Source organism: Alteromonas sp. S005, assembly GCF_036864475.1.
In the GTDB taxonomy this organism is placed as follows: domain Bacteria; phylum Pseudomonadota; class Gammaproteobacteria; order Enterobacterales; family Alteromonadaceae; genus Alteromonas.
On record NZ_JAZETN010000016.1, the window covers coordinates 22,545 to 48,729 of the forward strand.

Below are 26,185 nucleotides of genomic sequence, written 5' to 3' on the forward strand. Positions count from 1 at the left end.
TCATGGCAGATACTAAAGAAATGAAAAAGGCCCTCTTTGGGCCAATCCTGGACAACAACCCGATCGCCCTACAGGTATTGGGTATCTGTTCAGCACTGGCAATTACCACTAAGCTGGAAACAGCTTTGGTAATGTCGCTAGCGCTTACAAGCGTTGTAGCGTTTTCAAACTTGTTTATTTCACTAATTCGTAACCAGATTCCATCTAGCGTTCGAATTATTATCCAGATGACAATCATTGCATCGTTGGTAATCGTAGTTGACCAAATACTAAAAGCGTATTCGTATGAAATATCGAAGCAGCTGTCGGTATTCGTTGGTCTTATTATTACCAACTGTATTGTAATGGGTCGTGCTGAAGCTTACGCCATGAAGAGCCCACCTCTAATGAGCTTCCTTGATGGTATTGGTAACGGCTTGGGTTACTCTTTCATTCTAATTGTTATTGGTACAATTAAAGAGCTATTTGGTTTCGGCACCATTTTGGGTTTCGAAATCCTTCCACTGGTTCAAAACGGTGGCTGGTACCAAGGTAATGGTTTGTTAATTCTACCATTCAGCTCGTTCTTCTTAATCGGCGGTATGATTTGGGTTATCCGTACTATCCGTCCTGAGCAAGTAGAGCCTAAGGAGTAAGTCATGGAACATTATTTGTCGTTATTTGTTCGCTCAATTTTCGTTGAGAACATGGCGTTATCACTTTTCTTAGGTATGTGTACCTTCCTTGCGGTATCTAAGAAAGTTAAAACTGCTATGGGTCTTGGTGTTGCTGTTATCGTGGTACTAGGTATCTCGGTTCCGGTTAACCAAATTATTTATGTAAACATTCTTGCTCCAGGCGCACTAGCATGGGCAGGTTTCCCAGAAGCTGACTTAAGCTTCCTTAACTTCTTGACGTTTATCGGTGTTATTGCGGCATTGGTACAGATCCTAGAGATGAGCTTAGACAAGTTCTTCCCTGCGCTTTATAACGCACTAGGTATCTTCCTTCCGCTTATTACCGTTAACTGTGCAATCTTCGGTGGTGTAGCGTTCGCAGTACAGCGTGAATATAACTTGACCGAAAGCGTTGTTTACGGCGTAGGAAGTGGTATCGGCTGGGCAATTGCAATTGTGTTGCTTGCGGCAGTACGTGAAAAGCTTAAATATGCTGATATGCCTGATGGTGTTCGTGGTCTAGGTTCTGTATTTATGATCGCGGGTCTAATGGCACTAGGCTTCCAGTCATTCACTGGTATTCAGCTGTAAGAAAGCTCGGGAGCATATAAATGAATAATGTAGAAATATATCTAGGCGTAGGCATGTTCATTGCCATCGTTCTAGCGCTGGTATTTATTATCATGTTTGCCAAGTCTAAATTGGTACCAAGTGGTGATGTAACTATCACTATCAATGGTGATCCAGACAAGGCAATCAAAACTGCGCCGGGTGGCAAACTTCTTGGTGCACTAGCTGACGCAGGTTACTTCGTATCGTCTGCGTGTGGTGGCGGTGGCTCATGTGGCCAGTGTCGTGTAGATGTACACTCAGGTGGTGGTGAAATCCTTCCAACTGAACTAGACCACATCACTAAAGGTGAAGCGCGCGAAGGCTGCCGTCTTTCATGTCAGGTTGCTATTAAGCAAGACATGGAGATCGAGCTGGAAGAGTCGGTATTTGGTGTTAAAAAGTGGGATTGCGAAGTTATCTCTAACGATAACAAAGCAACCTTCATCAAAGAGCTTAAGCTTAAAATTCCTAACGGTGAAAGCGTACCTTTCCGTGCAGGTGGTTATATTCAAATTGAAGCGCCAGCTCACCATGTTAAGTACAAAGAGTTCGATATTCCTGAAGAGTACCGCGGTGACTGGGAACGTTTTGGCTTCTTCGACATCGAGTCTAAAGTAGACGAAGAGACCATTCGTGCTTACTCAATGGCGAACTACCCAGAAGAAGAAGGCATTATTATGTTGAACGTGCGTATCGCTACGCCGCCACCTAATAACTTAAGCCTACCTGCTGGTAAAATGTCATCGTACATTTGGAGCCTGAAAGAGGGCGACAAAGCGACTATCTCTGGTCCGTTCGGTGAATTCTTCGCGAAAGAAACTGAAAACGAAATGGTATTCGTAGGTGGTGGTGCGGGTATGGCCCCAATGCGTTCACACATCTTCGATCAGCTTCGTCGCCTTAAGTCTAACCGTAAGATGAGCTTCTGGTACGGTGCACGTTCACTTCGTGAAATGTTCTACACAGAAGACTTCGACGAGCTAGCAGCTGAAAATGACAACTTTGAGTGGCACGTAGCACTTTCTGATCCTCAGCCAGAGGACAACTGGGAAGGTTACACTGGGTTTATCCACCAAGTACTTCTTGAGAACTACTTGAAAGATCACCCTGCACCAGAAGACTGTGAGTTCTACATGTGTGGACCACCTATGATGAACGCGGCCGTAATCAACATGCTTAAAGATTTAGGTGTTGAGGACGAAAACATCATGCTAGATGACTTCGGTGGCTAAGCTACTCGTTTAAAAGTTAATGAGCATATTAAAAGGGGCGCAAGCCCCTTTTTTGTTGAAGCAAAACGCATAATGCACATTGTTAGTGAAAAATGTGCAAATTAGCTAAGGACAACATCGTGATCCGATTCGGTATTCGAATTTTTCTCGCTTTTGTTGCTATTGGTATTCTTGTACTTGCAAGCTGTAGCGACGAAAAAACGCCTGTAGTGCACCTTCAAGGGCAAACAATGGGCACAACCTATAATGTAAAATACCTTGTAGCTGAAACGCCGGTTGAAGGCTTACAGGCTGAAATAGATGCCCGCCTTGTTGACGTTAATAAGATGATGTCGACTTATGACCCTACATCAGAGCTCTCACGCTTTAATCAATATCGTTATACCGATAACTTCGCGGTGTCGCCAGATACGTTAACCGTGGTTAATGAAGCTCTGCGTTTGGCAAATCTTAGTGGTGGTGTGCTTGATGTTACCGTAGGTCCATTGGTTAATTTGTGGGGGTTTGGCCCGACCAAGCGCCCTGAAAAAGTACCAAGTCAGACAGACATCGACGATATTCGTGAATATGTTGGGTACAAGAAGCTTTCAACCACCCCAACAGGCTTAAAGAAAAGCCATCCTATGCTGTACGTCGACCTATCGACTATTGCCAAAGGTTTTGGCGTTGACGAGGTGGCAGAGATCCTTGAAAAGCACGGCATTGAAAACTACCTTGTAGAAATAGGTGGTGAGATGCGCGTTAAAGGCGAGCGCGGCGACGGTAGTGAATGGCTTATTGCCATCGAAAAGCCAGTTACTACTGAACGCGCTGTTCAAAAAGTTGTCTCAATAGGTGAAAACGCGGTTGCTACATCAGGTGACTATCGCAACTATTACGAAGAAGACGGCGTTCGTTATTCGCACCTAATCGACCCCACAACGGGCAAACCTATCTCACATAACCTGGTGTCGGTTACTGTTGTTCACTCTTCATCTATGACGTCTGATGGTTTGGCTACGGCGTTTAACGTAATGGGGTGGGAACAAGCGATAGCGGTTGCTGAGCAAGAACAACTCGCTGTATTCCTCATTCGTCGCACAGAAGACGGATTTGAAGAGTATGCATCGCCAGAGTTTGATAAACTGGTCACAGTTCATAATTAGGGGGTAGCAATGTCTACATTCATTCTTGCTTTTGGTTTCTTTCTAACAATGGTACTAGCTATGGCCGTTGGCTACCTATTTCAGAAAAAATCAATTTCTGGAAGCTGCGGCGGACTAGGCGCACTGGGTATTGAAAAAGCCTGTGACTGTCCAGAACCTTGCGACCGTAAAAAGTCACGTATGGAAAAAGAAGAAGCCCGCCAGAAAAAATTAAACGAGTGGAAGCAAAACCAAATTTTGTAATGCTTAACCCATCGTTGGTTTAAGGTTTAAAGGCGCTGTTTGAGTAATTCGACAGCGCTTTTTTGTTGCTGTCAGGAAATTCAAAATTAGTTTACTCAGCGAGTGAAAGCTACGACTGCAGTTAAAACACGTTTATAACGTGTATAACTTTGTAGGACAGCTAATCCATATTGATGATTACCAGACTATACGGGTCATATCAAAGACAGTAATACTGCTTAGTTTATATGCAGGCACGATACTATGATCCAGTTGAATCGAAGATGATATTTTTGGTCGATAGCAAATCTAAAGATAGTTTCACCTAGAGCGCTTCATGCGCAACTATCTACCTTTTTTATATAGATAGTTGCGCACGAAGGAAATATTTGACCGTTTTCTTGTCATTCAGTGCTTGAGTTCAAAATCAAAAAAACATGATTGGTCTAAACCCTAAATGCTTCCTGCATTCCAAGCTGTTCTTGCCTGCTAATGCCGATACCAGATGCAACAGCTTCCCAGCTTTTCACTGAGAGCATCACTTCGTCATAGATTTTCTTAGCTTCAGATTCTTTTAAGTTAAAGTAATCAGCGACACTCAATGCCAAACCATAATCTAGCTCATTTGACATGTCATCTATATTTAGGTGTAAGCCGGTCTTATCAATAGACGGGTTTAAATCATAGGCAGGTGACAGTGCCCACCCTTTTTTTGTCAGTAAGAAACCGTGATTACGTAAATGGTCATCGGTATTAGATACAGCAATATTAAACACAATACGGCGCCACAACTGCGCTAAATCTTTTTGAGTTTGCGAGCCATTTACGGTTAGGAACTCTGCTAGCTCTAGATAACTTGCATCTTCTGTTTCGCCCCTGCTGTCATAGTACTGAAGCTGCGTCATGGCTGATGAAAAGTGTATTCGTTGGCCTCTATCTCGGTCAAATCGTTTAGTAATAAACGTGTGATGAGTAGAGTTAAACTTTTGAATGTCACATGGATACATATCAATGCCAGCATCAAGGGCTAATTTATGGCAGACCATTTCCCAAGCGCCGACATCTGTAGTGTCGTTGCTATTGGGAAACTTGGCCATCCATAAATCATTGTTATCATCATGCACACATGCTTTAGGGCGAGCACCACCTAATGAGGAGCCTGGCGCAATGAGCATGCTTAACCAACGGTAATACTCGTCGCTATCAATGTTTTCATCGTTTTCGACCATCATTGAAGCGTATTCTAGTTGTTTAAGTGAAGCCATGGGAGGTGCAGCATGCTCAGCATTATCATCTATAAAATTGCCTTTTGGCTCAGTTTTGAATCGTAAACCGCCCATCCGGTAAGAGTCATGAACGCCAAGTAAATAGTCCATGGCAGTCATTCTGGCGGTTTCTCTGTGGCCATTTTTAAAATCGAGAGCTGCACGTCGTTTCATTAATAGCTCACCCCAACGATCTGGACAAGAATCTAGAAACACGCGGAAGTTCTTATCACTTCTATCGTTATAATGCTCTCCCGAAGTTAATGCTAGTGACGGGTCGAGCTGCATGCGAAACGGAGACTTTAAAAAATCACTATCGTATTCAAAGCTAAATACGCCACCTCGTGATGTTTCCTGAAATAAAAGGTGGCCAGCTAAAATAGGCACTTTTATTGGAAACCAAGAAGCATAAACTTCAGCAGTTACTCGACTCATCGCTTTTTCTCCAATAACTTCATGTCTTGAAGTTTACTGCCCAATTCATCATGCCCGGCCATGTCTGCAAAGTTACTTTCCATGCCGAATACCGCCATCACTTTTAAGTAAGCGCCAATAGCAACACCAGGGTCGCCGTTGAATACTTTAGTGATGGTCTTAGGATCTAACCCTGTACGTTCTGCTACCAATGACTTGGTGAATTCTCGGCGTTTCATTGCCAGAAATAGGTCTTCACCAAAAGTGGTGAGGATCTTCTTTTGTTTAGGAAACAGTTTTTTGTGACCAGCTACACTTGCCATACTCAACTCTATAGGGATTATTTTCCCATTAATTGCGCCTTAATATGGATAATTATCCCTTAAAAATAAAATTATTCAAGTTTGTGTTTTAAAGTATTTGTTTTTATTTGGGGATAATTATCCCGATAATGGGTTGTAATATGGATGATTATCCCTTTCTTCACCTTTGTTTTCAAAAGTATCGCACAGTATGATACTCACCAGTGGGATACTTGCACCAGCGAACAACTTGCAAGCAATCTTCCTCCTGCGTCATTCAATAATAATCGTGTTTCAGCTTAAAAATATTCGGTGATTCATTTAAGAATTATTGCTGCTTCATAAGGGTAAGAATCTACAGGTATATATTCCTTTAGAAATAAACATGAGGTCGATCGCTTTCTCAGCCAACTGATAGAGCTTAGGAGAAAGCCTAAAAAGTAATCTGTGATAACGATATGGAATTTACCAGCAAGGCCTGCCTTTCTGGAGTAAAGAAACAAACGTAGAACTTGGATTTATCCTGCCAGGTAAATCGACACAGAATGCATTTTTATAAAGCCGTTAATCATGTGAATGAGCCTTTAATTCTATCTAGAGTCTGCAAGGAGGTAGTGTAATTCAACGTTTTTAATAATATACTGTCTTTTTGTACAGTTTACTTTAAAGCTAGAGAACAAAGGCAGGTAATGCGAAAAATTATCCACGTCGACATGGATTGTTTTTACGCCGCAGTTGAAATGCGCGACAACCCAGCTTTGCGCAACATTCCTATTGCCATTGGCGGCAGTGCCGACCGTCGCGGTGTTATCTCTACCTGTAATTATCCCGCCCGTAAATTTGGTGTACGCTCTGCTATGGCTACCGCGTATGCGTTAAAACTATGTCCCAACCTTACTTTAGTGAAAGGACGTATGGAGGTATACGCTGCTGAGTCGCAAAAAATACGCAAGATTTTTGCAGACTATACCGACCTTATTGAGCCCCTATCATTAGATGAAGCCTATTTGGACGTCACTAACAGTGAGTTTTGTGGGGGCAGCGCCACATTAATTGCTGAAGAAATACGTGCCCGTATTGAAAGCGAATTAGGTCTTACCGCTTCAGCAGGGGTCGCGCCCTGTAAGTTCGTAGCAAAGGTAGCCAGTGATGAAAACAAGCCTGACGGCATTTGCGTGATTACGCCCGATAAACTTGATGAGTTTGTACGGGAAATGCCGCTAAAGAAAATTCCTGGCGTGGGCAAAGTTACCATGCAAAAGCTGCAGCGCATGGGGCTTAATACCTGCAACGATGTTCGCCAGTATCCTTTTGAACGCATTCAAAAAGAGCTGGGTAAATTTGGCAGTGTGCTTTGGGAACGGGCTCACGGTATTGATGAGCGTGAATTGTCGGTATCACGAGAGCGCAAGTCTATAGGCGTAGAGCGCACGCTAAGCGAAGATATACACACTATCAATCAATGTATCGACTTTCTGCCCCACTTATTTGAAAAGCTTCAGGAGCGCATGGAAAACCATAAGAAGCGGACGGGCAAGCCTGTACGCATTCGCACGCAGGGCGTTAAGCTTAAGTTTAATGATTTTCAGCTAACTACTGTTGAGCATCGCTGCGCCACGCTAGATGAAGCTTATTTTCGTACATTAATGCAGGAAGCTTTTGAGCGAGCAACAGGGCGTGGCATCCGTCTTGTTGGCGTGCATATAGGCCTCGCCGCCGACCAATCAACACAACAGCTGGTTTTGCCTTTTGAGCAGATTTAATTAACACTAGCGTCAATATCTCAGACACAAAACTTATCTCGAAGGATGTTATGGACTCGAAACAACTCAAAACCCCCGGTCGTTACAAGCATTATAAAGGCAATTTATACGATGTTTACGAAGTAGCCACCCACTCAGAAAACGAGAGCAAGTTAGTGGTATATCGGCCGTGCTATGGCGAAAAGGCATTATGGGTTCGCCCTTTGGGTATGTTTTTAGAGTCAGTGAAAAAAGACGGAGTGACACTCCCTCGTTTTGCTTATGTGGGGGATATTCCTGATGACGAAAAAATGATCTAATTGTGAAATTGGGTCATAGTGTAAGAGGTCTTATTTAAACAGGCTTGTTACAAGGAAATAATAATGAAAACTGCCCCTCGTTTTAGCACACATATTATGGCCGCATTCATTGCTGCTAGTCCGTTATTTTATTCGACGGTTAACACCGCAAATGCACAAGACAGGTTCGCCGATGTCGAAGTTGAAGCTACCGCAGTAAAAGGCTCTGTGCACATGCTTACCGGTGCTGGTGGAAATATCGGCGTATCTGCTGGGGAAGACGGTGTTCTTATCATCGACGATCAATTTGCGCCATTGGCTGAAAAGATAGCGGCACAGCTTGGTGAACTAGGCAGCGATAAGCCTAAATATGTGATAAATACGCATTATCACGGCGATCACACAGGCTCCAATGCATTTTTCCATAGTCATAAGGGCGCAACCATTCTGGCGCACGAAAATGTGCGTGTTCGTTTAGCTAACGATGAAAAAATAAAACCCGAAGCGCTGCCAACTATCACCTATGAAGACGGAATAAAAATTTACTTCAATGGTGAAACCCTTCACGTCATGCACTTAGCGGTTGGCCACACCGACGGCGATAGCGTAGTGTGGTTCGAGCAACCCAACGTTATGCACACCGGCGACTTGTTTTTTAATGGTCGCTTTCCTTACATCGACCAAGGTGCAGGGGGCAATGTTGAGGGCTATATGGACTCAGTAAAACAGCTGCTTGCTAAAATAGACGATGAAACCGTTATTATTCCTGGCCACGGCGACATCAGTAACAAGCAAGAATATAGCGCATTTTTAGCTATGATCTCTGAAACGTTCAACTACGTTAAGTCACTTAAGCAAGACGGCAAAACCCTCGATGAAGTTAAAGCGATGGGCTTAGACGATAAGTGGGCTGATTGGAGCTGGAATTTCATCAATGAAGAGAAGTGGATAGCTACACTCTATAAAGATGCGTAGGCTAGAAATAATGGGGTCAGTGTAAAACGCTACACTATTCTAATTACTAAACGTTTGAATATAGAGCTGTTCTACTTTGTCCCGCGCCCACTGGGTCTTTCTAAGAAACTTAAGTGACGACTTAATTGATGGGTCGTTATTAAAGCAGTTAACTCTTATGCGGTAATACAACCCATCCCACCCGTAGCGCTCGTGAAGTTGCGTCACGATTTTTTCTAGCGTTAAGCCGTGTAAGGGGTTATTGGGTTGTTGGTTCATAAAAGCCACTGTTCTGTATTAATTTAAGCAGTAAGTTTATCACGAACTTAACAGTTTATGGGGTCAGAGTAGTTACTCTGACCCCATAAACTTTTAATGCCACATTAAGTGCTATTCTTCGCTGCCTTTTGCATTGTTAATTGCTCTGAATTGAGCACAGATAAGCCCCCATTGGAAGACTCAGTCTCTAACTGCTTTGGCTTTCTCGGCGTTTTGTACAGTGGCCAAATTAGCTGTTCTTTCCAGTTAGCGTAAAACATACCCTCAATGCCGTATTGTGCAGGATACTGCCTAGTGATCTTAGCAGTTCCAAATAGTACATCCCAAAAGAACAACAAGTTTCCATAATTACCTTTGTAGTTGGTCACGCCGTCATCTGCTTTTAATCCATGATGCGCACTATGTGTAGAAGGCGTTGATATCGTGCGCTCAATTACCCAAGCAACAGGATGTAACCATCGAATACTGTAAAGTCTCTTATCCCATTTCCACTCCGCGTGCGCGCCGGTGATAACGGTAAGTTTAACCACCAAGTAAAAGGCATAAGTCCAACCCAATCCTAGATAGATTAGCGCGCCAGAAAACCAAAGCGAAGGCATAAACAGATAATAGAAAAAGTTATTTCTGTAAATAATACGCACGCTCATGTACTTAGCGTTATGGTGGGCTCTATGTAGGTTGTAAAGGAATCGGGTGGAATGTGACAGCCTATGCCACCAATATTGCATCATGTCATCGAAAATCAAAAGTAGCGCTATGTGCACAAGTATAGGGGAATCTACAAGTATTCCCTGAAGTTGGGGAAATGCCAACTTCATCATTGTTGCAGAACAAAAGAGAACCAGTGGCTGGGTTACAATAAATAAGAGTAACGTACCTATGAGCTCTACTTTTCCATCATCGCTCACCTCTGTCGTTTTTTTAAATAGCTTACCGTACTTCGCTTCCAACAAAGCAAACGTGATAAAAACCGCCAGAATTGCCCATTGATAACCCATTGTAATGACTCCCGCTAAGAGATTGTTGAGAGTGAATTTACATTGCGTTAACATGTAAAAATATATATTTATATAGATTTGAATGTCATGTCTTACATTCACGGCATACAGCAAACCGTTATGCCTGACGACTATGTCGAGCTTTGTTTGCCTTTTGGAACGCTAAGAACCTATGCGGCTACCTCGACGATCCACGAAAGGGGAAGTAAAAACAAAGGGTTGTCTCTTGTAGTATCAGGAGAAGTAAAAATTGGTAATTATGGTCTAGACGGCAGTTATCAAATTACTACTGTATTGCGACGAGGAGATACGTTTGGCGAGTTCACATTGTACGCATCACTTGCAAGAACGCATCACGCTGAAGCGCTAACGGAATGTAAGGTTTTGCAAGTACCTGAAACTGCTTTTCGTTCTCTCACAAGCCAATACCCAGCGATTGCAGAATTCATCACCCGTTCACTGGCAATAAAGCTTCATTCGGCGCTCGAAAGGTTGGATGATATTCGACGCTTACCCACTCACGTCCAGTTAGCTAAGCTAATTTATCAATCTTACCTTACCTCTAAGCACGTCTTTATACCTTTGCGGCAAAGTGATTATGCTGAAAGGTTGGGCGTTACCGTACTTACCGCACATAAATCACTTACAAAGTTGTATGATTTAAAGTTGATTGAAAAGCGCTACGGGGGCGTGGCAATTACCCAGGTCGAGCGACTGGAAGGTTTTTTAAAAGAAAGTTCGTCACTATTACCATTGTAAGAGTGGTTAATGTCCTTCACATGCGAGAGCGCCAAAAAACACCCGCAAAATAGTTCCACGCCCGTGGCAACTCATGCATTAAGTATTACGCTGGCTTTAGCTCGCCTAGAATAATGTGCTGAATGCTGCTTAGCGTGCTTTCAAAGAAAGCGGGATCGCTTAAATCTTTACCTGTTACTGCTTTAATTTGCACGCTGAAATCGGCGTAATGCTGCGTAATGGCCCAAATGCTAAAAATTAAATGTATGGGGTCGACAGGTTTAAGCTTTCCGGCCTCAATCCACTCATTAATGACGGCGCTTTTTGCGTCTAGCAATGTTTTAAGCGGCGTTTCTAATTCCTTTATTAAAAGTGGCGCACCTTGCACTACTTCCATACAAAAAAGCTTTGATTCGGCTGGGTTATCCCGTGACATTTCAAGTTTTACGCTAATGTATTCACTTAAGGTGGCTATGGGCTCTTGTTCTGCAGAAAAGCTTTGCAGTGGCGTTAGCCACACATCTAATAGGTGAGTGATAACCGATAAGTAAAGACCGTCTTTGCTTTTAAAGTAATAGAGCAAATTACTTTTTGAGACATTCGCTAATTCCGATACCTGCTCTACCGTAGTACCGCTCACGCCGTTCTTTGCAAATAATGATAGCGCTGCATCCATAATACGGGTGCGCTTTTCTAAGAGTGCTTTTTCTCGCCGCTTTTGGGTTGTAGGGCTAAATGCTCTTGCTGTTTTTGTATTTGCTTGACCTTCAGATTTACTCACTTCTCAATTCTTCTCAACCGGATTTCTGCAATCTGGCGCATAGTTTACGCGCAGTTTTCTCACCTATAAACCCATTTGCACAAATATGCACCAATTAAGTTCAGTTGCACTGGACTGGATGTTCCAAATTGAACCATAAGGTCTATTTTTAAAGTGTAAAACCTTTAAGTTATTGAAAATATTGCATTTAATAAATTGGCCTGCTTTGTGCTGTTCACTATATATACCGCCACTTCAATGTTTTGAATTCGGCAACCTTAAAAAAAGCGGGGTAAACCGCTTAAAACGCAAACAAGCAGAGGGAACAACATGGATATAGGTGTATTTATTCCAATTGGTAACAACGGCTGGTTAATTTCTAAAAATTCGCCTCAGTTCAAACCATCGTTCGATCTCAACAAAGAGATTGTGATGAAGGCTGAAAAGTACGATATGGACTTCGCGCTCTCTATGATCAAACTACGCGGTTTTGGCGGTGAAACTGAATTTTGGGACTACAACTTAGAGTCGTTTACGTTAATGGCTGGTCTTGCGGCCGTTACCTCAAAAATACAGCTGTATGCTACAGCCGCAACCTTAGTATTGCCGCCAGCGATCATGGCACGCATGGCGACTACTATCGATTCTATTTCCAACGGTCGTTTTGGCGTAAACCTAGTGACTGGCTGGCAACGCCCAGAATATTCGCAAATGGGCATGTGGCCGGGCGATGAATTTTTCGGTAACCGCTACGAATATTTAGATGAATACATCAAAGTTGTGAAAGAGCTGTGGGAAACAGGGAAAAGCGATTTTAAAGGCGAGCATTTCCAAATGGATGACTGCCGTATGCTACCTAAACCACAGCGTAAAATACCGCTTATTTGTGCAGGGCAAAGTACCGCGGGCATGGATTTCTCGGCCCGTCACGCCGACTATAACTTCTGTTTTGGTAAAGGTGTGAATACACCTACCGCTTTTGCCCCCACAGCAGCGCGCTTAACTGAAGCCGCTGAAAAGCACGGTCGTAGCGTAGGCTCCGCGGTGCTTATCATGGTCATTGCTGATGAAACCGATGAAGCAGCCATGGCTAAATGGGAAAGCTATAAAGAGGGTAAAGATCAGTCGGCGTTAGATTGGATGGCAACGCAGGGTGCGGCTGACAAAAAGTCAGGCAAAGACACCAACATTCGCGATATGACCAACCCAACCTCAGCAGTAAACCTGAATATGGGTACCCTTGTTGGCTCTTATGAATCAGTCGCTTCTATGCTTGATGAAATAGCCACAGTGCCAGGCTGTGAAGGCGTATTACTGACCTTTGATGACTTCCTTAAAGGCATGGACGATTTTGGCACTAAAATTCAGCCGCTAATGAAATCCCGTCAGCACTTGCTTAGCACATCGGGAGCCGCCTAATGTCAGCCGGTGAAATATTTGAGGTGTCAGGGTGCTTTCAAGCACGTCAAACAGGGCAGCCCGTTTTACCAGCTAAGCCTGAACCATTGACGTTAAACCCTGCGGAAACTGCCGTAATTGTGGTGGATTTGCAAAACGCCTATGCCAGTAAAAACGGTTATTTAGACAAAGCGGGTTTTGATGTGTCTACCACAGCACCAGTCATTGAGAATACCGTTAAGGTACTGGAAACCGCACGGGCTGCTGGTATGCCGGTGGTGTTTTTACAAAATGGATGGGATGCCGACTATAAAGAAGCGGGCGGCCCAGGTTCGCCGAACTGGTACAAATCCAATGCCCTTAAAACCATGCGTAAACAACCAGAATTGAAGGGGAGTTTGCTTGCCAAAGGCACTTGGGACTATGCGCTCGTAGACGCGCTAAAGCCTCAAGATAGCGACATCGTTATCCCTAAAACTCGTTATAGCGGTTTTTATAATACTAATTTAGATAGCATGCTGCGCGCACGCGGTATTCGCAATTTAGTGTTTACCGGCATTGCCACCAATGTGTGTGTGGAGTCTACGCTGCGTGATGGCTTTCATTTGGAATATTTTGGTGTGGTGCTGGCTGACGCTGCCTACCAAGCTGGCCCGCCGGATATTCATGAAGCGTCACTTTTCAATATTCAAACGTTTTTCGGTTGGGTGTCTACCACGGCGCAATTTTGTGAGGTGTTTGAAGGGGCTAGCTAGGCGTTTTTTCTTTGCTTCGACTAGCTACAGAAACAAAAATAATACGATAAATCAGTTTGTACGATTTGAAATAAACCATTTAAAGGCGCTAGACAACATTGCATCCAATAGCGCAAAGAAAAGGATAAGAACATGCCAAAGAAAGCCATTATTCCAGCGGGTACTTCAACGCCAATAGCCCCTTTTGTTCCGGGCTCTATGGCTGACAATATTCTTTATGTGTCAGGCACTTTGCCGTTTGATGAAAACAATGATGTGGTGCATGTGGGTGATGCCGAAGCGCAAACTCGACATGTTCTAGAGACCATTAAAAGCGTTATTGAAGAGGCGGGTGGCACTATGGATGATGTGACCTTCAACTCAATTTTTATTACCGATTGGGACGACTATGCCGCGGTAAACAAGGTTTACGCCGAATATTTCCCTGGCGAAAAACCGGCCCGTTACTGCATTAAAGTTGGGCTGGTAAAGCCTGAAGCCTTAATTGAAATTGCCTCTACAGCACACATTGGGTAAGCGGTCATGTTCGGACTTCCTATTAATTGTGCTCATTGGTTTTATGTAGGTGAACTATATGCCTTCTGATAAGCAGGCAGGCTACGCCCACATCAGCGGCGAAATGAAAGGTGAAGAGCGCAGCGAAATGTACGGCAAAATACATTACGAAATACATGGTCTGACGTCGCCCGATGCGCCAACGGTTGTTTTCAGTTCAGGGCTAGGCGGGGCTGCTAAATTTTGGCAGCCCCAACTGGCTGACTTTACCCAAGGCTACCGAGTGATCACTTACGACCAGCTTGGAACCAACAAAAGTGTGGGTGACTTGCCAGCTACCTACAGAATTTCTGATATGGCTAATGAACTGGCTGTACTGCTGAAAAAACTGGAAGTGCAGCAATGTCATTTCGTTGGTCATGCACTTGGTGGGCTGGTGGGCTTAGAGCTAGGGTTAACTCAACCCAACCTACTGAAAAGCATGGTGCTAGTAAATGCATGGAGTAGCCCCAATCCGCACACCCTGCGTTGCTTTGATATACGCAAAACCTTACTCGCTGCGGATAGAAAAGACATGTACCTACAACTGCAGGCGCTGCTGCTGTTTCCGCCTGATTGGATAGCCGCAAATGCTGCCCACTTAGAAGAGGAAGAGGCACATTTACTCAACCATTTTCCCGATGTAGATAACTTGCTAGCTCGTATCGGCGCTCTTAGCGCGTTTGATATCGACGACACGCTAACGAATATCACTACACCCACGTTAGCCCTGGCAAATAAAGACGACACCTTGGTTCCATGGCAGCGCTCAAAACTGTTAGTTGATGCCATGCCTAACGCAGAGCTGTCGGTAATGAAATATGGCGGTCATGCATCAAGCATTACCGTGCCTGAGGAATTTAATAAATTGGTATTGGAATACTTAGCGCGCATAGCTTAATCGCCTAATCCAATACCTAGGTGGCTAAAACAGTACTTAATAATCTTTAAAAACTGGAAAGAATTTGAAATGACGGTATCAGAGAAAGCTGAATATGAAACAAAAGGCCCCATTAGCGAAAGTGGTCTAGCCCAGTTATTTAGCGGTGCTCATACGCACACTACATGGCTCGATAAAAAGATAGATGAAGCGGTACTAAAGCAGCTTTATGACTTGGTGAAAGTAGGCTCGACATCAGCAAATTGCAGTCCTGCGAGATTTGTTTTTATTACCTCAGATGAAGGTCGAGAAAAACTCAAGCCTTGTCTTTCAAGCGGTAACGTAGAGCAAACCATGACCGCACCTTGCACGGTTATCGTAGCTTTCGACGAAGAATTTTATGAAGAGTTACCTACGCTATTTCCTTATGCGGATGCGAAAAGCTGGTTTACTTCAAGCCCTGAAGCCGCCTATGAAACCGCGATGCGAAACAGTTCCATGCAGGGGGCTTATTTAATTAGCGCTGCGCGCGCACTAGGTCTTGATGCTGGTGCCATGTCTGGCTTCAACCCCAAATTACTCAATGAAACATTCTTTTCCGATAGCACGTGGAAGGTGAACTTCTTACTTAACATTGGCTATGGCGATGGAAAGAAAGTGCACAAACGTTTGCCTCGCTTAAGCTTTGAGCAAGCTTGTCAAATATTGTAACGCCAACACAAAGGATATTTGTATGACTATTACAGCAATAAAAAACGCAGTAACAGAAGTGCTTCCCCCGGTTACGCCTGAGCAATACCGTGAAGGCATGTCTAGCTTAGCGGCAGCGGTAAACGTCGTTACAACCACTGGCCCAGAAGGGCGTGCTGGTTTTACAGCAACTGCAGTGTGCAGCGTAAGCGACAGCCCAGCAACTTTACTGGTGTGTTTAAACCGCAGTGCTTCTGTACATCAGGTATTCAAAAATAGCACCCATCTGGTTATTAACACGCTAACTTCAAAGCATCAGTCAATTTCAAACACTTTTGGTGGTAAAGCGCCCATGAGTGAACGCTTTGAACTTGGTGAATGGGGCGAGTCAGCAACTGGTTGTCCTCAACTGCTCGATGCCGCAGTCAGCTTTGATTGTGTGATCACAGATGTGAAAAGTGTTGCTACACACGATGTGCTTTTTTGCCAAGTAGTAGGCATCAAACAAGACCAAGAAGCCGACGCACTTTTATATTATCAGCGCGGATATCACAGCGCGTGCAAAGACGCATAACTGAAGGATTAGATACTCTATGAAAGTAGTAGGCCACTTTATAAACGGTGAAACCTGTACCCCAAAAGGGCGTATGCAAGATGTTTATAACCCGGCAACGGGGGAAGCAGAGAAGCTGGTTTTACTGGCGTCAAAAGCGACGGTAAACGAAGCCATTGTTAACGCACAGCAAGCTTTTCCACAATGGCGAAATACGCCGGTAAGCAAGCGGGCTCGCGTTATGTTTAAGTTCAAAAGCTTACTTGAAGAGCACGCTGATGAAATTATTGCGTTAATTGGCGCGGAGCACGGCAAGATAAGCCACGACGCGGCAGGCGAACTACAGCGTGGTATCGAGAACGTAGAGTTTGCCTGTGGCGCGCCCCAGTTGCTTAAAGGTGAGCACAGTAAAAATGTTGGTCCAAGTATAGATTCATGGAGCGAGTTTCAGCCTCTTGGTGTGGTAGCGGGTATTACACCATTTAACTTCCCGGCCATGGTACCGCTTTGGATGTTTCCGCTCGCCATAGTATGTGGCAACACCTTTGTTTTGAAACCATCAGAACGGGACCCAAGCTGCGCTATTTTCTTAGCAAAGCTACTCAAAGAAGCAGGCCTGCCCGACGGTGTTTTCAATGTGATCAATGGCGATAAAGAAGCGGTTGATCAAATACTCGATGACGAGCGCATTAAAGCGGTGAGTTTTGTAGGTTCAACGCCTATCGCCGAATACATCTATTCAAAAGCCAATGCTAATGGCAAGCGCTGCCAAGCCTTAGGTGGTGCTAAAAACCACGCCATTGTTATGCCCGATGCAGACGTTGATAACGCGGTCAATCAGCTGTTAGGCGCAGCCTTTGGCTCATCGGGCGAGCGTTGTATGGCTTTGTCTGTGGTGGTTGCCGTGGGCGACAAGATAGCCGATGAGATTGTAGATAAGATGCAGTCGGCCATGAAAGGTTTGAAAGTAGGGGCATTTGACGATGCGTCTAACGATTTTGGCCCACTTATTACGCAGCAGCATAAAGAGAAAGTAGAAGGGTTCATAACAAGTGCAGCAGAGCAGGGCGCTAACGTGGTCGTTGACGGGCGCAGCCCCACAGTTGAAGGGTATGAAACTGGCTTTTTCCTAGGGGCTACGCTTATCGATAAAGTCACACCTGAAATGACGAGTTATAAGGCCGAAATCTTTGGCCCGGTATTACAGGTAATGCGCGTTGACAGTATGGAGCAAGCCATGCAGCTTATTGACGAGCATGAGTACGGCAACGGCACCTGCATTTTCACCCGTGACGGTGAAGCGGCCCGTTATTTCTCCGACAATATTCAGGTGGGCATGGTAGGCATAAACGTACCGCTGCCTGTACCTGTTTCTTATCACAGCTTTGGTGGCTGGAAGCGTTCACTCTTTGGCGACCTTCACGCATATGGGCCAGACGGCGTGCGTTTTTATACCAAGCGCAAAACTATTACCCAACGTTGGCCCTCAAGTGGAGTTAGAGAAGGAGTCAGCTTTTCATTTCCTAGTTAACTAACAAGTTAATAAACACTTACACGCTGCCAGTGTATTAATGTCTTTCGCTAAAACGGCAAATATTCACTGGCCGTAGGTATAAAAAGCTACGCCATTAATTATAACAATTTAAACTCGCAAACCTTTGACAGTTCCTCTCCAGTCTTGTCTTAGGTTTGCACTTAAGTGGCAATCGATAAGCAGTTCACGTCGACAGTTACTCTTTTAAAAATATCGGGACAACACCGCCGCAAGGCTTGTTAAAGAGAACTATAAACGAGAGTAAAACATGCATACGTTAAACACACACAAGCGTCTGCTGGCGTTAACCGTTGGGATGGCGTTAAGTGCGCCAGCGGCCTTTGCTGCAGAAAATGTTTGGGAAAGTATTGAGGTTACCGCGCAAAAGCGCAACGAGAATATAAGTGATGTGGGTATCGCAATCACTGCTTTTTCGGGGGAGCAGTTAGAGGCGCTAGGCCTTGAAAGCAGTACTGAGCTTATGGCCTTTACCCCAGGAGTCTCGCTAGCCGGTGATATTGGCGGGCAGCGCGCTATTTTCAATATTCGAGGCGTAGTACAAAACGACTACGCTGACTTGGCTGAAGCGCCGGTGGCGGTCTATGTGGACGGCGGATATTTAGCAAGTACCCAAGCGCAGACCTTTGGCTTATTCGACGTAGCCCGTATAGAAATTTTAAAAGGCCCGCAGGGGACATTATTTGGCAGAAACGCTACAGGCGGGCTGGTAAATACCATTACCGCAAAACCCACCGCCGACACCGAGGGCTATGCAGAGTTTACCGCAGCGCGATTCGAACAATATCGTTTTGAAGGGGCAATATCCGGGGAAATAGCAGACGGCATTTATGGACGCTTTTCTGGGTTTACCAATCAGCAAAGTGAAATACTCGAAAACATTTACGAAGACGGAGCAGCGCCCGATGCGCGCTTGGGTTCAGTAGGCGGCGGTGAAGACGGCTACAACGACGATACTAAAGCGTTTCGTGCTCAGCTGATGTTTGATATTGGCGAGGAAGGCTCCTTACTTCTAAGCGGTAACTGGTCTGATACCACCAAAAGTGAAGGCCCGTATCAGGTGGTGAACACCACAGAAGTAAAAGATGCCGCAGGCAATGTGATAGATGTAATTTTCGCTGCTGACGATCCGCTTGGCTGTGACACTATCCAAGCGGGTGCGTGTGTAGATGGTAATTTTAATGGCGACCCCTTCCGTCCAGTGCAAGGTGGTGACTTTAACGGTAACTTTGACCCTGATGGGGCGGGCAATAAGGTAAATAAAGACTTTGCCTTTGATGATCAAAACAAAATTAAATCAAAAGGCCTCGCGGCAACATTAGACTATGCCTTTGAAAGCTTCGATTTCTTTGCGATGTCAGACTATAAAGAATTCAAGCGCACGGTTGGGCTTGATTCTGACCAAACGGCGTCTCCTGAACTTATTTTCCAATCTAACAGCACTATAGAACAGTTTAGCCAAGAGTTTCGTTTTTCAGGTGAAACTGCAGACTTAAAGTGGGTAGGGGGGCTTTATTACCTTTATATCGAGACAGATTACAGTCAAGGCTTGGCTGGCTCGCCCACCACCTTTTTCTTAGGCGGTGAAGAAAACAATACCTTGGTGGCCCTTGAAACCGAGTCATACTCTGCCTTCGGGCAAGTTGACTACAGCTTAACTGATGATTTGGTATTAGTAGGCGGGCTTCGCTACACCCGAGAAAACAAAGACTTCATCGGTAATGTGTATCAGAATGAGAATACAGACGATCGAGTGATTGAGATTGACACCAGTACGTCTTCTTTGGAAATACTCTCGCAAAGTAACGATCAAAATTTATGGTCGGCAAAGCTACAGTTGGAATATAGCATTGGCAATAGTTTGTACTACGCGGGAATTAATCGTGGCGTAAAAGCGGGGAGTTTTAATGCGCCCTTATTCGGAGGGTTCAGTTTTTATGAACCTGAAGAGCTAACTTCCTATGAGGCTGGTTTAAAGCACAGCTTCATGCAGGGAAGCGGCGTGTTTAATGCCAACGTCTTTTACTATGACTACAACGATTACCAGTCTTTTTCGTGGGTAAATAATGCTGGTGTGGTGACGAATGAAGAAGCCTCGTTTAGCGGGGTGGAGCTAGAAGTGTTCTTAACCCCAACAGACAGCCTAGACGTAATGGTTAACTTCTCTTATACCGATGCTGTGGTTGAAGACTTAGAAGTGGCCTCAGGTTACTTTGCTGATACAACGCCACCGTTTACCCCTGAATATCAAGCTTCTGCCATGCTCAGATACAATTGGGATGCCTTTGAGGGAAACATGGCTGCTCAGCTGTCAGCGAACTATCAGTCTGAAACCTTTCACAATGCGCGTAATTTTACCGCTCATGAAATTGACAGCTATGCTACGGCGGATGCACGTCTAACGTGGGTTGATGGGCAAGACAATTGGAGCCTAGCTGCTTACATAGATAACCTATTTGACTCTGATCACGAGCTCATTGGTTTTGACGTTTCAGGCTTTTACGGCACGAGCCAAATTTCCTATGCCAAACCTAGGACATATGGCGTGACTATTAGACGAAGTTTCTAGTTTAGTAAGCAAGGCGTTTTAGCCACTTAGCTTAAACGTTAAATCTTACTCGAAAACGGTCTTACTCAAAAACGCCAAACATTTAGCTAACCTAGATGCCGAAATCAGAAAAAACGGTATCTAGGTGTAGCGTTTTCGATAAGTGCAAAACGGCAGCATTTTTGCTTCTGTTCTTATCAGCGACTTATCGCTAAATAACGCGTTTTCGCTAATTTAAAACAATGCGGCATTTTTTCAAAAATGTCACCAAAAGAATCAGCAAAATATTCGGTATTTTATTAACAGTAACGCTTCGTAAAGCCCTGTTTTTCAATATAAATAAAGCAAGCGCGTGCAACACTAAAACAACAAGGAAATAGATCGTGGATAACATCAACAATCAAACCATGACAAAACCTTCCCATTACGATGGCGACTTATGGAATGAAGATTTAGCGCCAACCAACGCGGAAACTAGAACGTGGGTATGGAAAGACTATGCGGCATTGTGGGTGGCTATGGTGGTATGTGTGCCCACTTATTTGCTATCTGCTGGGCTAGTGTCTGAAGGTATGAACTGGTACCAGGCAGTAATAACCGTGCTGTTGGGAAACATTATCGTGCTGGTGCCCATGATGTTAATAGGCCATGCGGGTGCCAAATACGGTTTACCTTTTCCTGTTTTGTTACGTAGCGCTTTTGGCACCAAAGGCGCGAAGATCCCAGCACTTGCTCGTGGTCTTGTAGCATGCGGGTGGTTTGGAATTAACACATGGGTAGGCGGCAGTGCTATTTACGTTATTTTAAATAGCGTGAGCGGTGACGCTTTTGTGGGGCAGGCGCTGCCATTGTTAGGTATCGATATCACGCAAACTCTATGCTTTTTTGCCTTTTGGGCGATGCACTTAGTTTTTATTAAGCACGGCACTGAATCTATTCGCTGGCTTGAAACTTTTGCTGCACCATTTTTGATCTTAATGGGCTTAGCGCTTCTTGCTTGGGCATACATCAATGCCGGTGGATTTGGCGCTATGTTATCTACACCATCTCAATTTGTGGAAGGGGGCGCTAAAGAAGGTCAGTTTTGGTCTGCTTTTTTCGCTGGTCTTACATCTATGGTGGGGTTTTGGGCAACCATGGCTTTAAATATTCCCGACTTTACGCGCTTTGCTAAATCACAGAAAGATCAGATGCTAGGGCAAGCTATCGGCTTGCCCTTACCTATGGCACTGTTTGCCTTTATTGGGGTAGCGGTTACCTCGGCAACCGTAACCATCTATGGTGAAGCTATTTGGGATCCAGTAGCTCTTGCAGGCAGAATGGGTGGCATGGGCGTGGTCTTTGCTTTAGCTGCCTTAGCTCTTGCTACTTTGACTACAAATTTAGCCGCTAATATGGTTGCTCCAGCCTATGGTTTTTCAAATATGGCGCCTTCAAAAATTAGCTTTAGAATGGGCGGATACATCACCGCGGGAATTGGTGTAGCTATTTTCCCTTGGAAGCTGCTTGAAACTGCCGGTGGGTATTTGTTCACCTGGTTAACCGGATATTCAGCACTACTTGGCCCAATCGCAGGCATTCTCATTGCCGACTATTTCATCTTGAGAAAATCGATGCTTAATATCGATGCGCTGTTTCAACACTCAGGTGAATACGGTGCAAACAACGGTTGGAACATGGCGGGTGTGGCTGCACTTGTCATTGGTATTTTGCCTAATATTCCGGGTTTTATGCATGCAGCTGGGTTTGTAGACAGCGTACCTACCATTTTCGATACGCTTTACGCCTACGCATGGTTCGTGGGGCTAATTATCGCCAGTTTCGTATACCTGCTGCTGTCCAACAGAGTACCAGCTACCATGCAGGCAAGAAGTGCCTCTTAATAATGGGGTCAGAGTACTTTTCCATTTAATGTACTCTGACCCCCAATATACTTTGTGAGCGTTATTTTCGTTTCATGTTTTCAAAAAGCGAGGGTTCCCAAGGCCGCATAGCCATTAAAAGCCCTATGTGCTGGCGCTCTTCAATTGGAAGGGCGTTATCTTCACTGCTGAGTTTTGCTGCTTCTTGCCTAAGCTGTTCTAAGCGCCGCTGAATAATCGAAATCGAGGTCTGAGAATAGCGGCCACGTAAATAAAAACGGAACATCCAAGGTTCGTTCTTCTTTGGGTCCATGAACTTTACCATGACTTCCCGTTCCATAAACTTTTCAAGCGGTCCGCTTGGGATCCAGCGAAAATCCTGTGCGATAAGCAGCTTATAATGGTTGTTGGGCAACAATTCGATAAGCTTAAGTTTATCAAGAGTTGTCATTAGCTTTATGCCCTCCACTTCGTCAATATCGTAATGCTCGATAAGTTCAGAAAAGCGCCAGCCGTCTCTTACACACACCGCGGCGAGCAATAGCTTGGGGTTAGCGAGCAGTTCCATTTCTTGCTGTTCAGACAGCTGCGAAATTTTCTCCTGCTGTTTTTGTGAAAGGCTAAATAAATCACTCAATGACAAATTTAAGCACTCACAAATTTGCTCTAACTTATCAAGGCTGAATGCCTGCAACGAAAAGTTACGCTTCACACTCGCTTCGCTTACATTAAGCGTTTTTGCAAGCTGCTTATAGGTAAGTCGCTGTTCACGTAAGCATTGTTTCAAAGTGTCGTATACAAGGCTAATTTGGCTCATGGTATTACTTTTTTATACTTGTGGTGTAAATTAATACTACATTAATCATTTCGGTTTACGAAATTTATTCTTGGTTCTAGTGTAGAAAGTGTTCAGGCACATCTTGTCTTAACAAACTAGGAGCAAGTGATATGAAAAATACACGTTCAACATTGATGTTAACTGCACTATTAAGTAGTGCGCTTCTTACCCATACTGCAATGGCAGATGACTCTTTTGATCACAGCGGCAAAGCCAGTAAGCACAGTGCGCTAGCTGCGTCTGAAGGTTTAGCGACAACCGCTTCGGTAGCAAGTGCGGCTGTGGCAGTACCCATGGTATTGACGGGAAGTGTGGTTGTTGCAGGAAGCGCAGTGGTAGAAAGCGCCGTGAACGAAAGCGCTCGCAACCTTCATCAGGCCAGCCATCAATCTTCAGTGGCGCACAACCAGCCTTTGGTGATAACCGAAACTATTATTACCGCCGACCCAGCTCCAAACCAAGTGGTTACTACGAAAACCATCACGACCACAACTAATGCTCAGCGGTAGGTGAAACATGAAAGCCTACTTAACTTCAATCGGGTTCGCCTTTGTATTGTTGATGTCTAGTATTAACGACGTATACGCGGGTAGCCAGCAACACGGTAAACCCACTTTTACGCCAGAAGCCATCGCAACTTTTTCAAAAGATGTGGAAAAGTATGCGGCAGGCCAAGGGGCCCGGGCATTTATTATCGCCAGACGTGGCAGACCTATTGAGGATATGCCAAAAGGTATTCGATTTACTCATACCGCCGTTGCTATTTACTCAACTATTCAGCTGAGCAATGGCAATACGGCGAAAGGTTATGCCATACACAATTTGTATCAAGATGCTGAAGAGCAGGGAAAAAGTCATTTGATTACCGACTATCCTGTAGATTTCTTCTGGGGCGCATATGCGCTTGAAGCAGGAATTATTATCCCTTCAGCAGAAGTGCAACAAGCGTTGGTGAAGCTATATCGCGATGACAAAGCTAAGCTGCTTCATAATGCTCGATATTCGGTAGTGGCAAACCCGTTTAATAGCGAACGTCAAAATTGCACGGAATACACCCTTGATGTTTTGAACGCTGCAATCTATTCAACCACTGATATTGCGCAGCTAAAGGTAAATGCGAAAGCCCATTTTTCGGCGCAAAAAGTAAACATGAGCCGCGCTAAACTAGGCTTAGCAAGTATATTAAGCGATGGCATGACCTTATCAGATCACGGTCGCAAGGTAGAAACCACCACCTTCGGTAGCCTTGCTCGCTATATGCAAAAGTACAATTTAACAAACAAGGCCGTTACGTTTACCCACACGGGGCAAATAGAGAATATTTAGGAGTTTTACGATGCTAAACATGAATAAACCCACTAAAGCCTTTCGAATCGCGTCGCTAGCAGCACTCGTTGTAGGCGTAGGAGCTTATTTCATAGGTTTGTACAACGCGCCTATGGCCCTTAACGAAAAAGGTTATTATTTCACTATTATGCTATTTGGCTTGTTTTCTGTGGTGAGTTTGCAAAAAACGGTACGCGATAAAATGGAAGGTGTACCTACAACCAAAGCATACTTTTTAGCTTCAGCAGTAGCTACCGGGTCAGCCATTGTACTGTTAGTTATTGGATTGCTAAACGCCGAACTCTTATTAAGCGAAAAAGGCTTTTTTGGAATGGCGTTTACCTTAAGCTTATTTGCCGCCATTACGGTTCAAAAGAACGTTCGTGATAGCCAAATCCAAAGCGAGCCAATTAGCGTCGAACCCCAACTAGCGACTAACGCTTCACAAACTGAAACAACCACCAAAGTAACAGCCGTATAAAAGTAATGGGTTCAGAGTACATTTCTCCAACGTTAGACGCCCCCGCCACCGAACCAATGTACTCTGACCCCAATCTCCGCCGAGTTGTAAGGCGAATATGGAACCTCAGGCAGAATGTGATACTCCTACCTTATGTCGAATTGATTCAATCCAAAAGCTTGCGTATTCTCGACGTACTTAATGAAATAACTGCTATAGGTAATAAACGCTGTGTGTGAACTTTTAGGCATGAGTGCGAACACCCCCACTGACCTATGTTTTAGTTTTACTGGGTTAACTCGCCGTGGCGGTGAAACGGGTCCGCATAAAGACGGCTGGGGCGTGGCATTTTATGAGGGGAAAGGCGTTCGTATGTTTCACGACCCTGAACCCTGCGCCACGTCACCCATTGCTGACTTTGTTTCGAAGCTACCAATTAAAAGTAAAAACGCCATTTGTCATATTCGGCAAGCTAATGTTGGTAACATCAACTTAGCGAACACACACCCCTTTACTCGTGAACTGTGGGGTCGCTATTGGGTGTTTGCACACAATGGGCAACTGCCCAGCTTCTCGCGTCGAGCGGGAATTTATGAAGCGGTAGGGGATACAGACAGCGAAGAGCTTTTCTGCGACATCATGAATAATGTTAGGCAGAATTTACCCCGCGATGCCATGCCTGAACAGTTAGCAGAAACGCTTGTCGCGCTGGCACAAGAATATGCACAACAAGGTGTATTTAATTGCTTGCTGAGTAACGGCGACTGGTTATTTACGTTTTGTAGTACGAAGCTAGCCAGCATTACCCGTAGAGCGCCTTTCGGTCCAGCTTGTTTAAGTGATGTAGAAGTGGAGATTGATTTTGCAGCTGAAACCACACCTAAGGATGTGGTAAGCATTATTGCTACAGAACCGCTTACCAACGATGAACAGTGGGATATCTACGAGCGAGGCGAGTGGAAGCTGTGGCAGGAGGGAGAAGTCATTGCTTCAGGTAAAGTTGATGTGCCTGAACATAAAAAAGAAGCCGAAATGGTAGCGCCTGACCCGTCACTTCACGACTAATCACGAATTGTGGGGGCAGAGTAACTTTAATAGTCAGTCCCCAAAATACTCGGCGCTTAGTTGTAGCTCAGCTAAATAATGTACTCTGACCCCAAAACTCGGGTTG

Annotated in this window: 28 protein-coding genes and 1 pseudogene; 23 read left to right on the top strand and 6 right to left on the bottom strand. The window is 44.6% G+C overall.

All coding sequences use genetic code 11. The features are described 5' to 3' along the window. Positions 1-2 precede the first annotated feature (2 nt). The 5 genes from V7R55_RS16015 to nqrM all read left to right on the top strand — a co-directional run bounded on the left by V7R55_RS16015 (position 3) and on the right by nqrM (position 3,888). Positions 3-635, top strand: a complete 633-nt coding sequence (locus V7R55_RS16015) for an NADH:ubiquinone reductase (Na(+)-transporting) subunit D (RefSeq protein ID WP_015068139.1) — start codon at positions 3-5, stop codon at positions 633-635. Between the two features lie 3 nt (positions 636-638). Then, positions 639-1,247, top strand: coding sequence for an NADH:ubiquinone reductase (Na(+)-transporting) subunit E (nqrE, locus tag V7R55_RS16020; protein WP_015068138.1), 609 nt, complete (start codon positions 639-641; stop codon positions 1,245-1,247). 20 nt (positions 1,248-1,267) lie between these two features. Further along, positions 1,268-2,500: an NADH:ubiquinone reductase (Na(+)-transporting) subunit F gene (gene nqrF, locus V7R55_RS16025; protein ID WP_334060282.1), complete on the top strand. Its 1,233-nt coding sequence runs from the start codon at positions 1,268-1,270 to the stop codon at positions 2,498-2,500. 119 nt (positions 2,501-2,619) lie between these two features. Further along, positions 2,620-3,645: an FAD:protein FMN transferase gene (locus V7R55_RS16030; RefSeq protein ID WP_334060283.1), complete on the top strand. Its 1,026-nt coding sequence runs from the start codon at positions 2,620-2,622 to the stop codon at positions 3,643-3,645. 9 nt (positions 3,646-3,654) lie between these two features. Continuing rightward, positions 3,655-3,888, top strand: coding sequence for a (Na+)-NQR maturation NqrM (gene nqrM / locus V7R55_RS16035; protein WP_014950791.1), 234 nt, complete (start codon positions 3,655-3,657; stop codon positions 3,886-3,888). A 425-nt stretch (positions 3,889-4,313) separates the two neighbouring features. On the opposite strand, the gene V7R55_RS16040 is transcribed toward nqrM, so the two are convergent. Both V7R55_RS16040 and V7R55_RS16045 read right to left on the bottom strand, forming a co-directional pair. Continuing rightward, a complete protein-coding gene (locus tag V7R55_RS16040; RefSeq protein WP_334060284.1) occupies positions 4,314-5,567 on the bottom strand; it encodes a type II toxin-antitoxin system HipA family toxin in 1,254 nt (417 codons plus the stop codon). Beyond that, positions 5,564-5,869, bottom strand: coding sequence for a hypothetical protein (locus V7R55_RS16045; RefSeq protein WP_020744337.1), 306 nt, complete (start codon positions 5,867-5,869; stop codon positions 5,564-5,566). Before V7R55_RS16045 ends, V7R55_RS16040 begins: the two co-directional genes overlap by 4 nt. Positions 5,870-6,235: 366 nt before the next feature. Between V7R55_RS16045 and V7R55_RS16050 the strand changes: the two are divergent. The 4 genes and pseudogenes from V7R55_RS16050 to V7R55_RS16065 form a co-directional block, all read left to right on the top strand. Beyond that, positions 6,236-6,404, top strand: a pseudogene (locus V7R55_RS16050) (IS3 family transposase); the annotation flags it as partial. 133 nt (positions 6,405-6,537) lie between these two features. Next, entirely contained in the window at positions 6,538-7,611 is a 1,074-nt protein-coding gene (gene dinB / locus V7R55_RS16055) for a DNA polymerase IV (RefSeq protein WP_334060285.1), read from the top strand. Between the two features lie 50 nt (positions 7,612-7,661). Next, positions 7,662-7,910, top strand: a complete 249-nt coding sequence (locus V7R55_RS16060; RefSeq protein ID WP_334060286.1) for a DUF1653 domain-containing protein — start codon at positions 7,662-7,664, stop codon at positions 7,908-7,910. A gap of 63 nt (positions 7,911-7,973) precedes the next feature. Then, positions 7,974-8,864, top strand: a complete 891-nt coding sequence (locus tag V7R55_RS16065) for an MBL fold metallo-hydrolase (RefSeq protein WP_334060287.1) — start codon at positions 7,974-7,976, stop codon at positions 8,862-8,864. A gap of 39 nt (positions 8,865-8,903) precedes the next feature. On the opposite strand, the gene V7R55_RS16070 is transcribed toward V7R55_RS16065, so the two are convergent. Together V7R55_RS16070 and V7R55_RS16075 are read right to left on the bottom strand one after the other, a co-directional pair. Then, positions 8,904-9,122, bottom strand: coding sequence for a VF530 family protein (locus V7R55_RS16070; protein ID WP_269918326.1), 219 nt, complete (start codon positions 9,120-9,122; stop codon positions 8,904-8,906). 104 nt (positions 9,123-9,226) lie between these two features. Further along, on the bottom strand, positions 9,227-10,120 hold the full coding sequence (locus V7R55_RS16075; RefSeq protein ID WP_334060288.1) for a sterol desaturase family protein: 894 nt from the start codon (positions 10,118-10,120) through the stop codon (positions 9,227-9,229). 87 nt (positions 10,121-10,207) lie between these two features. Here V7R55_RS16075 and V7R55_RS16080 point away from each other — a divergent pair, with 87 nt between their 5' ends. Then, positions 10,208-10,879: a Crp/Fnr family transcriptional regulator gene (locus V7R55_RS16080; protein ID WP_334060289.1), complete on the top strand. Its 672-nt coding sequence runs from the start codon at positions 10,208-10,210 to the stop codon at positions 10,877-10,879. Between the two features lie 85 nt (positions 10,880-10,964). On the opposite strand, the gene rutR is transcribed toward V7R55_RS16080, so the two are convergent. Next, positions 10,965-11,639, bottom strand: a complete 675-nt coding sequence (gene rutR / locus V7R55_RS16085) for an HTH-type transcriptional regulator RutR (protein WP_334060290.1) — start codon at positions 11,637-11,639, stop codon at positions 10,965-10,967. Positions 11,640-11,948: 309 nt separating this feature from the next. On the opposite strand from rutR, the gene rutA reads away from it, so the two are divergent. From rutA to V7R55_RS16130, 9 genes are all read left to right on the top strand, one after another. Continuing rightward, positions 11,949-13,037, top strand: a complete 1,089-nt coding sequence (gene rutA / locus V7R55_RS16090; protein WP_334060291.1) for a pyrimidine utilization protein A — start codon at positions 11,949-11,951, stop codon at positions 13,035-13,037. Beyond that, the gene (rutB, locus tag V7R55_RS16095; protein ID WP_334060292.1) at positions 13,037-13,771 is read left to right on the top strand and encodes a pyrimidine utilization protein B; all 735 of its coding nucleotides are present in this window, start codon (positions 13,037-13,039) and stop codon (positions 13,769-13,771) included. Before rutA ends, rutB begins: the two co-directional genes overlap by 1 nt. A 132-nt stretch (positions 13,772-13,903) precedes the next feature. After that, positions 13,904-14,287 (top strand): pyrimidine utilization protein C, encoded by a 384-nt coding sequence (rutC, locus tag V7R55_RS16100; protein ID WP_159120466.1) that lies wholly within the window; start codon positions 13,904-13,906, stop codon positions 14,285-14,287. A gap of 58 nt (positions 14,288-14,345) precedes the next feature. Beyond that, on the top strand, positions 14,346-15,206 hold the full coding sequence (rutD, locus tag V7R55_RS16105; RefSeq protein WP_334060293.1) for a pyrimidine utilization protein D: 861 nt from the start codon (positions 14,346-14,348) through the stop codon (positions 15,204-15,206). Between the two features lie 69 nt (positions 15,207-15,275). Beyond that, positions 15,276-15,896, top strand: a complete 621-nt coding sequence (locus tag V7R55_RS16110; RefSeq protein WP_334060294.1) for a malonic semialdehyde reductase — start codon at positions 15,276-15,278, stop codon at positions 15,894-15,896. Between the two features lie 22 nt (positions 15,897-15,918). Continuing rightward, positions 15,919-16,449, top strand: a complete 531-nt coding sequence (locus V7R55_RS16115; protein ID WP_334060295.1) for a flavin reductase — start codon at positions 15,919-15,921, stop codon at positions 16,447-16,449. 19 nt (positions 16,450-16,468) lie between these two features. Continuing rightward, positions 16,469-17,959: a CoA-acylating methylmalonate-semialdehyde dehydrogenase gene (locus V7R55_RS16120; protein WP_334060296.1), complete on the top strand. Its 1,491-nt coding sequence runs from the start codon at positions 16,469-16,471 to the stop codon at positions 17,957-17,959. Between the two features lie 271 nt (positions 17,960-18,230). Next, a complete protein-coding gene (locus V7R55_RS16125) occupies positions 18,231-20,549 on the top strand; it encodes a TonB-dependent receptor (protein ID WP_334060297.1) in 2,319 nt (772 codons plus the stop codon). A gap of 362 nt (positions 20,550-20,911) precedes the next feature. Further along, positions 20,912-22,411 (top strand): NCS1 family nucleobase:cation symporter-1, encoded by a 1,500-nt coding sequence (locus V7R55_RS16130; protein WP_334060298.1) that lies wholly within the window; start codon positions 20,912-20,914, stop codon positions 22,409-22,411. Positions 22,412-22,472: 61 nt separating this feature from the next. On the opposite strand, the gene V7R55_RS16135 is transcribed toward V7R55_RS16130, so the two are convergent. Beyond that, a complete protein-coding gene (locus tag V7R55_RS16135; RefSeq protein ID WP_334060299.1) occupies positions 22,473-23,207 on the bottom strand; it encodes a helix-turn-helix domain-containing protein in 735 nt (244 codons plus the stop codon). 131 nt (positions 23,208-23,338) lie between these two features. Here V7R55_RS16135 and V7R55_RS16140 point away from each other — a divergent pair, with 131 nt between their 5' ends. The 4 genes from V7R55_RS16140 to V7R55_RS16155 all read left to right on the top strand — a co-directional run bounded on the left by V7R55_RS16140 (position 23,339) and on the right by V7R55_RS16155 (position 26,079). After that, a complete protein-coding gene (locus V7R55_RS16140; protein WP_334060300.1) occupies positions 23,339-23,737 on the top strand; it encodes a hypothetical protein in 399 nt (132 codons plus the stop codon). Positions 23,738-23,744: 7 nt separating this feature from the next. Continuing rightward, positions 23,745-24,554, top strand: a complete 810-nt coding sequence (locus tag V7R55_RS16145) for a DUF2145 domain-containing protein (RefSeq protein ID WP_334060301.1) — start codon at positions 23,745-23,747, stop codon at positions 24,552-24,554. Positions 24,555-24,564: 10 nt separating this feature from the next. Further along, positions 24,565-25,035 carry an inner membrane protein YiaA gene (gene yiaA / locus V7R55_RS16150; protein WP_334060302.1) on the top strand — a complete coding sequence of 157 codons (471 nt, stop codon included), beginning with the start codon at positions 24,565-24,567 and terminating at the stop codon, positions 25,033-25,035. 210 nt (positions 25,036-25,245) lie between these two features. After that, on the top strand, positions 25,246-26,079 hold the full coding sequence (locus tag V7R55_RS16155) for a class II glutamine amidotransferase (RefSeq protein ID WP_334060303.1): 834 nt from the start codon (positions 25,246-25,248) through the stop codon (positions 26,077-26,079). Positions 26,080-26,185: the final 106 nt, after the last annotated feature.

What these genes read in the sequence shown, in the direction of transcription:
- V7R55_RS16145 (WP_334060301.1), top strand. Translation starts at nt 23,745, where the DNA reads ATGAAAGCCTACTTAACTTCAATCGGGTTCGCCTTTGTATTGTTGATG.
- V7R55_RS16110 (WP_334060294.1), top strand. Translation starts at nt 15,276, where the DNA reads ATGACGGTATCAGAGAAAGCTGAATATGAAACAAAAGGCCCCATTAGC.
- dinB (WP_334060285.1), top strand. Translation starts at nt 6,538, where the DNA reads ATGCGAAAAATTATCCACGTCGACATGGATTGTTTTTACGCCGCAGTT.
- V7R55_RS16060 (WP_334060286.1), top strand. Translation starts at nt 7,662, where the DNA reads ATGGACTCGAAACAACTCAAAACCCCCGGTCGTTACAAGCATTATAAA.
- rutD (WP_334060293.1), top strand. Translation starts at nt 14,346, where the DNA reads ATGCCTTCTGATAAGCAGGCAGGCTACGCCCACATCAGCGGCGAAATG.
- nqrM (WP_014950791.1), top strand. Translation starts at nt 3,655, where the DNA reads ATGTCTACATTCATTCTTGCTTTTGGTTTCTTTCTAACAATGGTACTA.
- V7R55_RS16015 (WP_015068139.1), top strand. Translation starts at nt 3, where the DNA reads ATGGCAGATACTAAAGAAATGAAAAAGGCCCTCTTTGGGCCAATCCTG.
- rutB (WP_334060292.1), top strand. Translation starts at nt 13,037, where the DNA reads ATGTCAGCCGGTGAAATATTTGAGGTGTCAGGGTGCTTTCAAGCACGT.
- V7R55_RS16080 (WP_334060289.1), top strand. Translation starts at nt 10,208, where the DNA reads ATGTCTTACATTCACGGCATACAGCAAACCGTTATGCCTGACGACTAT.
- V7R55_RS16115 (WP_334060295.1), top strand. Translation starts at nt 15,919, where the DNA reads ATGACTATTACAGCAATAAAAAACGCAGTAACAGAAGTGCTTCCCCCG.
- yiaA (WP_334060302.1), top strand. Translation starts at nt 24,565, where the DNA reads ATGCTAAACATGAATAAACCCACTAAAGCCTTTCGAATCGCGTCGCTA.
- V7R55_RS16065 (WP_334060287.1), top strand. Translation starts at nt 7,974, where the DNA reads ATGAAAACTGCCCCTCGTTTTAGCACACATATTATGGCCGCATTCATT.
- V7R55_RS16045 (WP_020744337.1), bottom strand. Translation starts at nt 5,869, where the DNA reads ATGGCAAGTGTAGCTGGTCACAAAAAACTGTTTCCTAAACAAAAGAAG.
- V7R55_RS16070 (WP_269918326.1), bottom strand. Translation starts at nt 9,122, where the DNA reads ATGAACCAACAACCCAATAACCCCTTACACGGCTTAACGCTAGAAAAA.
- nqrF (WP_334060282.1), top strand. Translation starts at nt 1,268, where the DNA reads ATGAATAATGTAGAAATATATCTAGGCGTAGGCATGTTCATTGCCATC.
- V7R55_RS16120 (WP_334060296.1), top strand. Translation starts at nt 16,469, where the DNA reads ATGAAAGTAGTAGGCCACTTTATAAACGGTGAAACCTGTACCCCAAAA.
- V7R55_RS16140 (WP_334060300.1), top strand. Translation starts at nt 23,339, where the DNA reads ATGAAAAATACACGTTCAACATTGATGTTAACTGCACTATTAAGTAGT.
- V7R55_RS16125 (WP_334060297.1), top strand. Translation starts at nt 18,231, where the DNA reads ATGCATACGTTAAACACACACAAGCGTCTGCTGGCGTTAACCGTTGGG.
- V7R55_RS16040 (WP_334060284.1), bottom strand. Translation starts at nt 5,567, where the DNA reads ATGAGTCGAGTAACTGCTGAAGTTTATGCTTCTTGGTTTCCAATAAAA.
- rutA (WP_334060291.1), top strand. Translation starts at nt 11,949, where the DNA reads ATGGATATAGGTGTATTTATTCCAATTGGTAACAACGGCTGGTTAATT.
- V7R55_RS16075 (WP_334060288.1), bottom strand. Translation starts at nt 10,120, where the DNA reads ATGGGTTATCAATGGGCAATTCTGGCGGTTTTTATCACGTTTGCTTTG.
- rutC (WP_159120466.1), top strand. Translation starts at nt 13,904, where the DNA reads ATGCCAAAGAAAGCCATTATTCCAGCGGGTACTTCAACGCCAATAGCC.
- V7R55_RS16135 (WP_334060299.1), bottom strand. Translation starts at nt 23,207, where the DNA reads ATGAGCCAAATTAGCCTTGTATACGACACTTTGAAACAATGCTTACGT.
- nqrE (WP_015068138.1), top strand. Translation starts at nt 639, where the DNA reads ATGGAACATTATTTGTCGTTATTTGTTCGCTCAATTTTCGTTGAGAAC.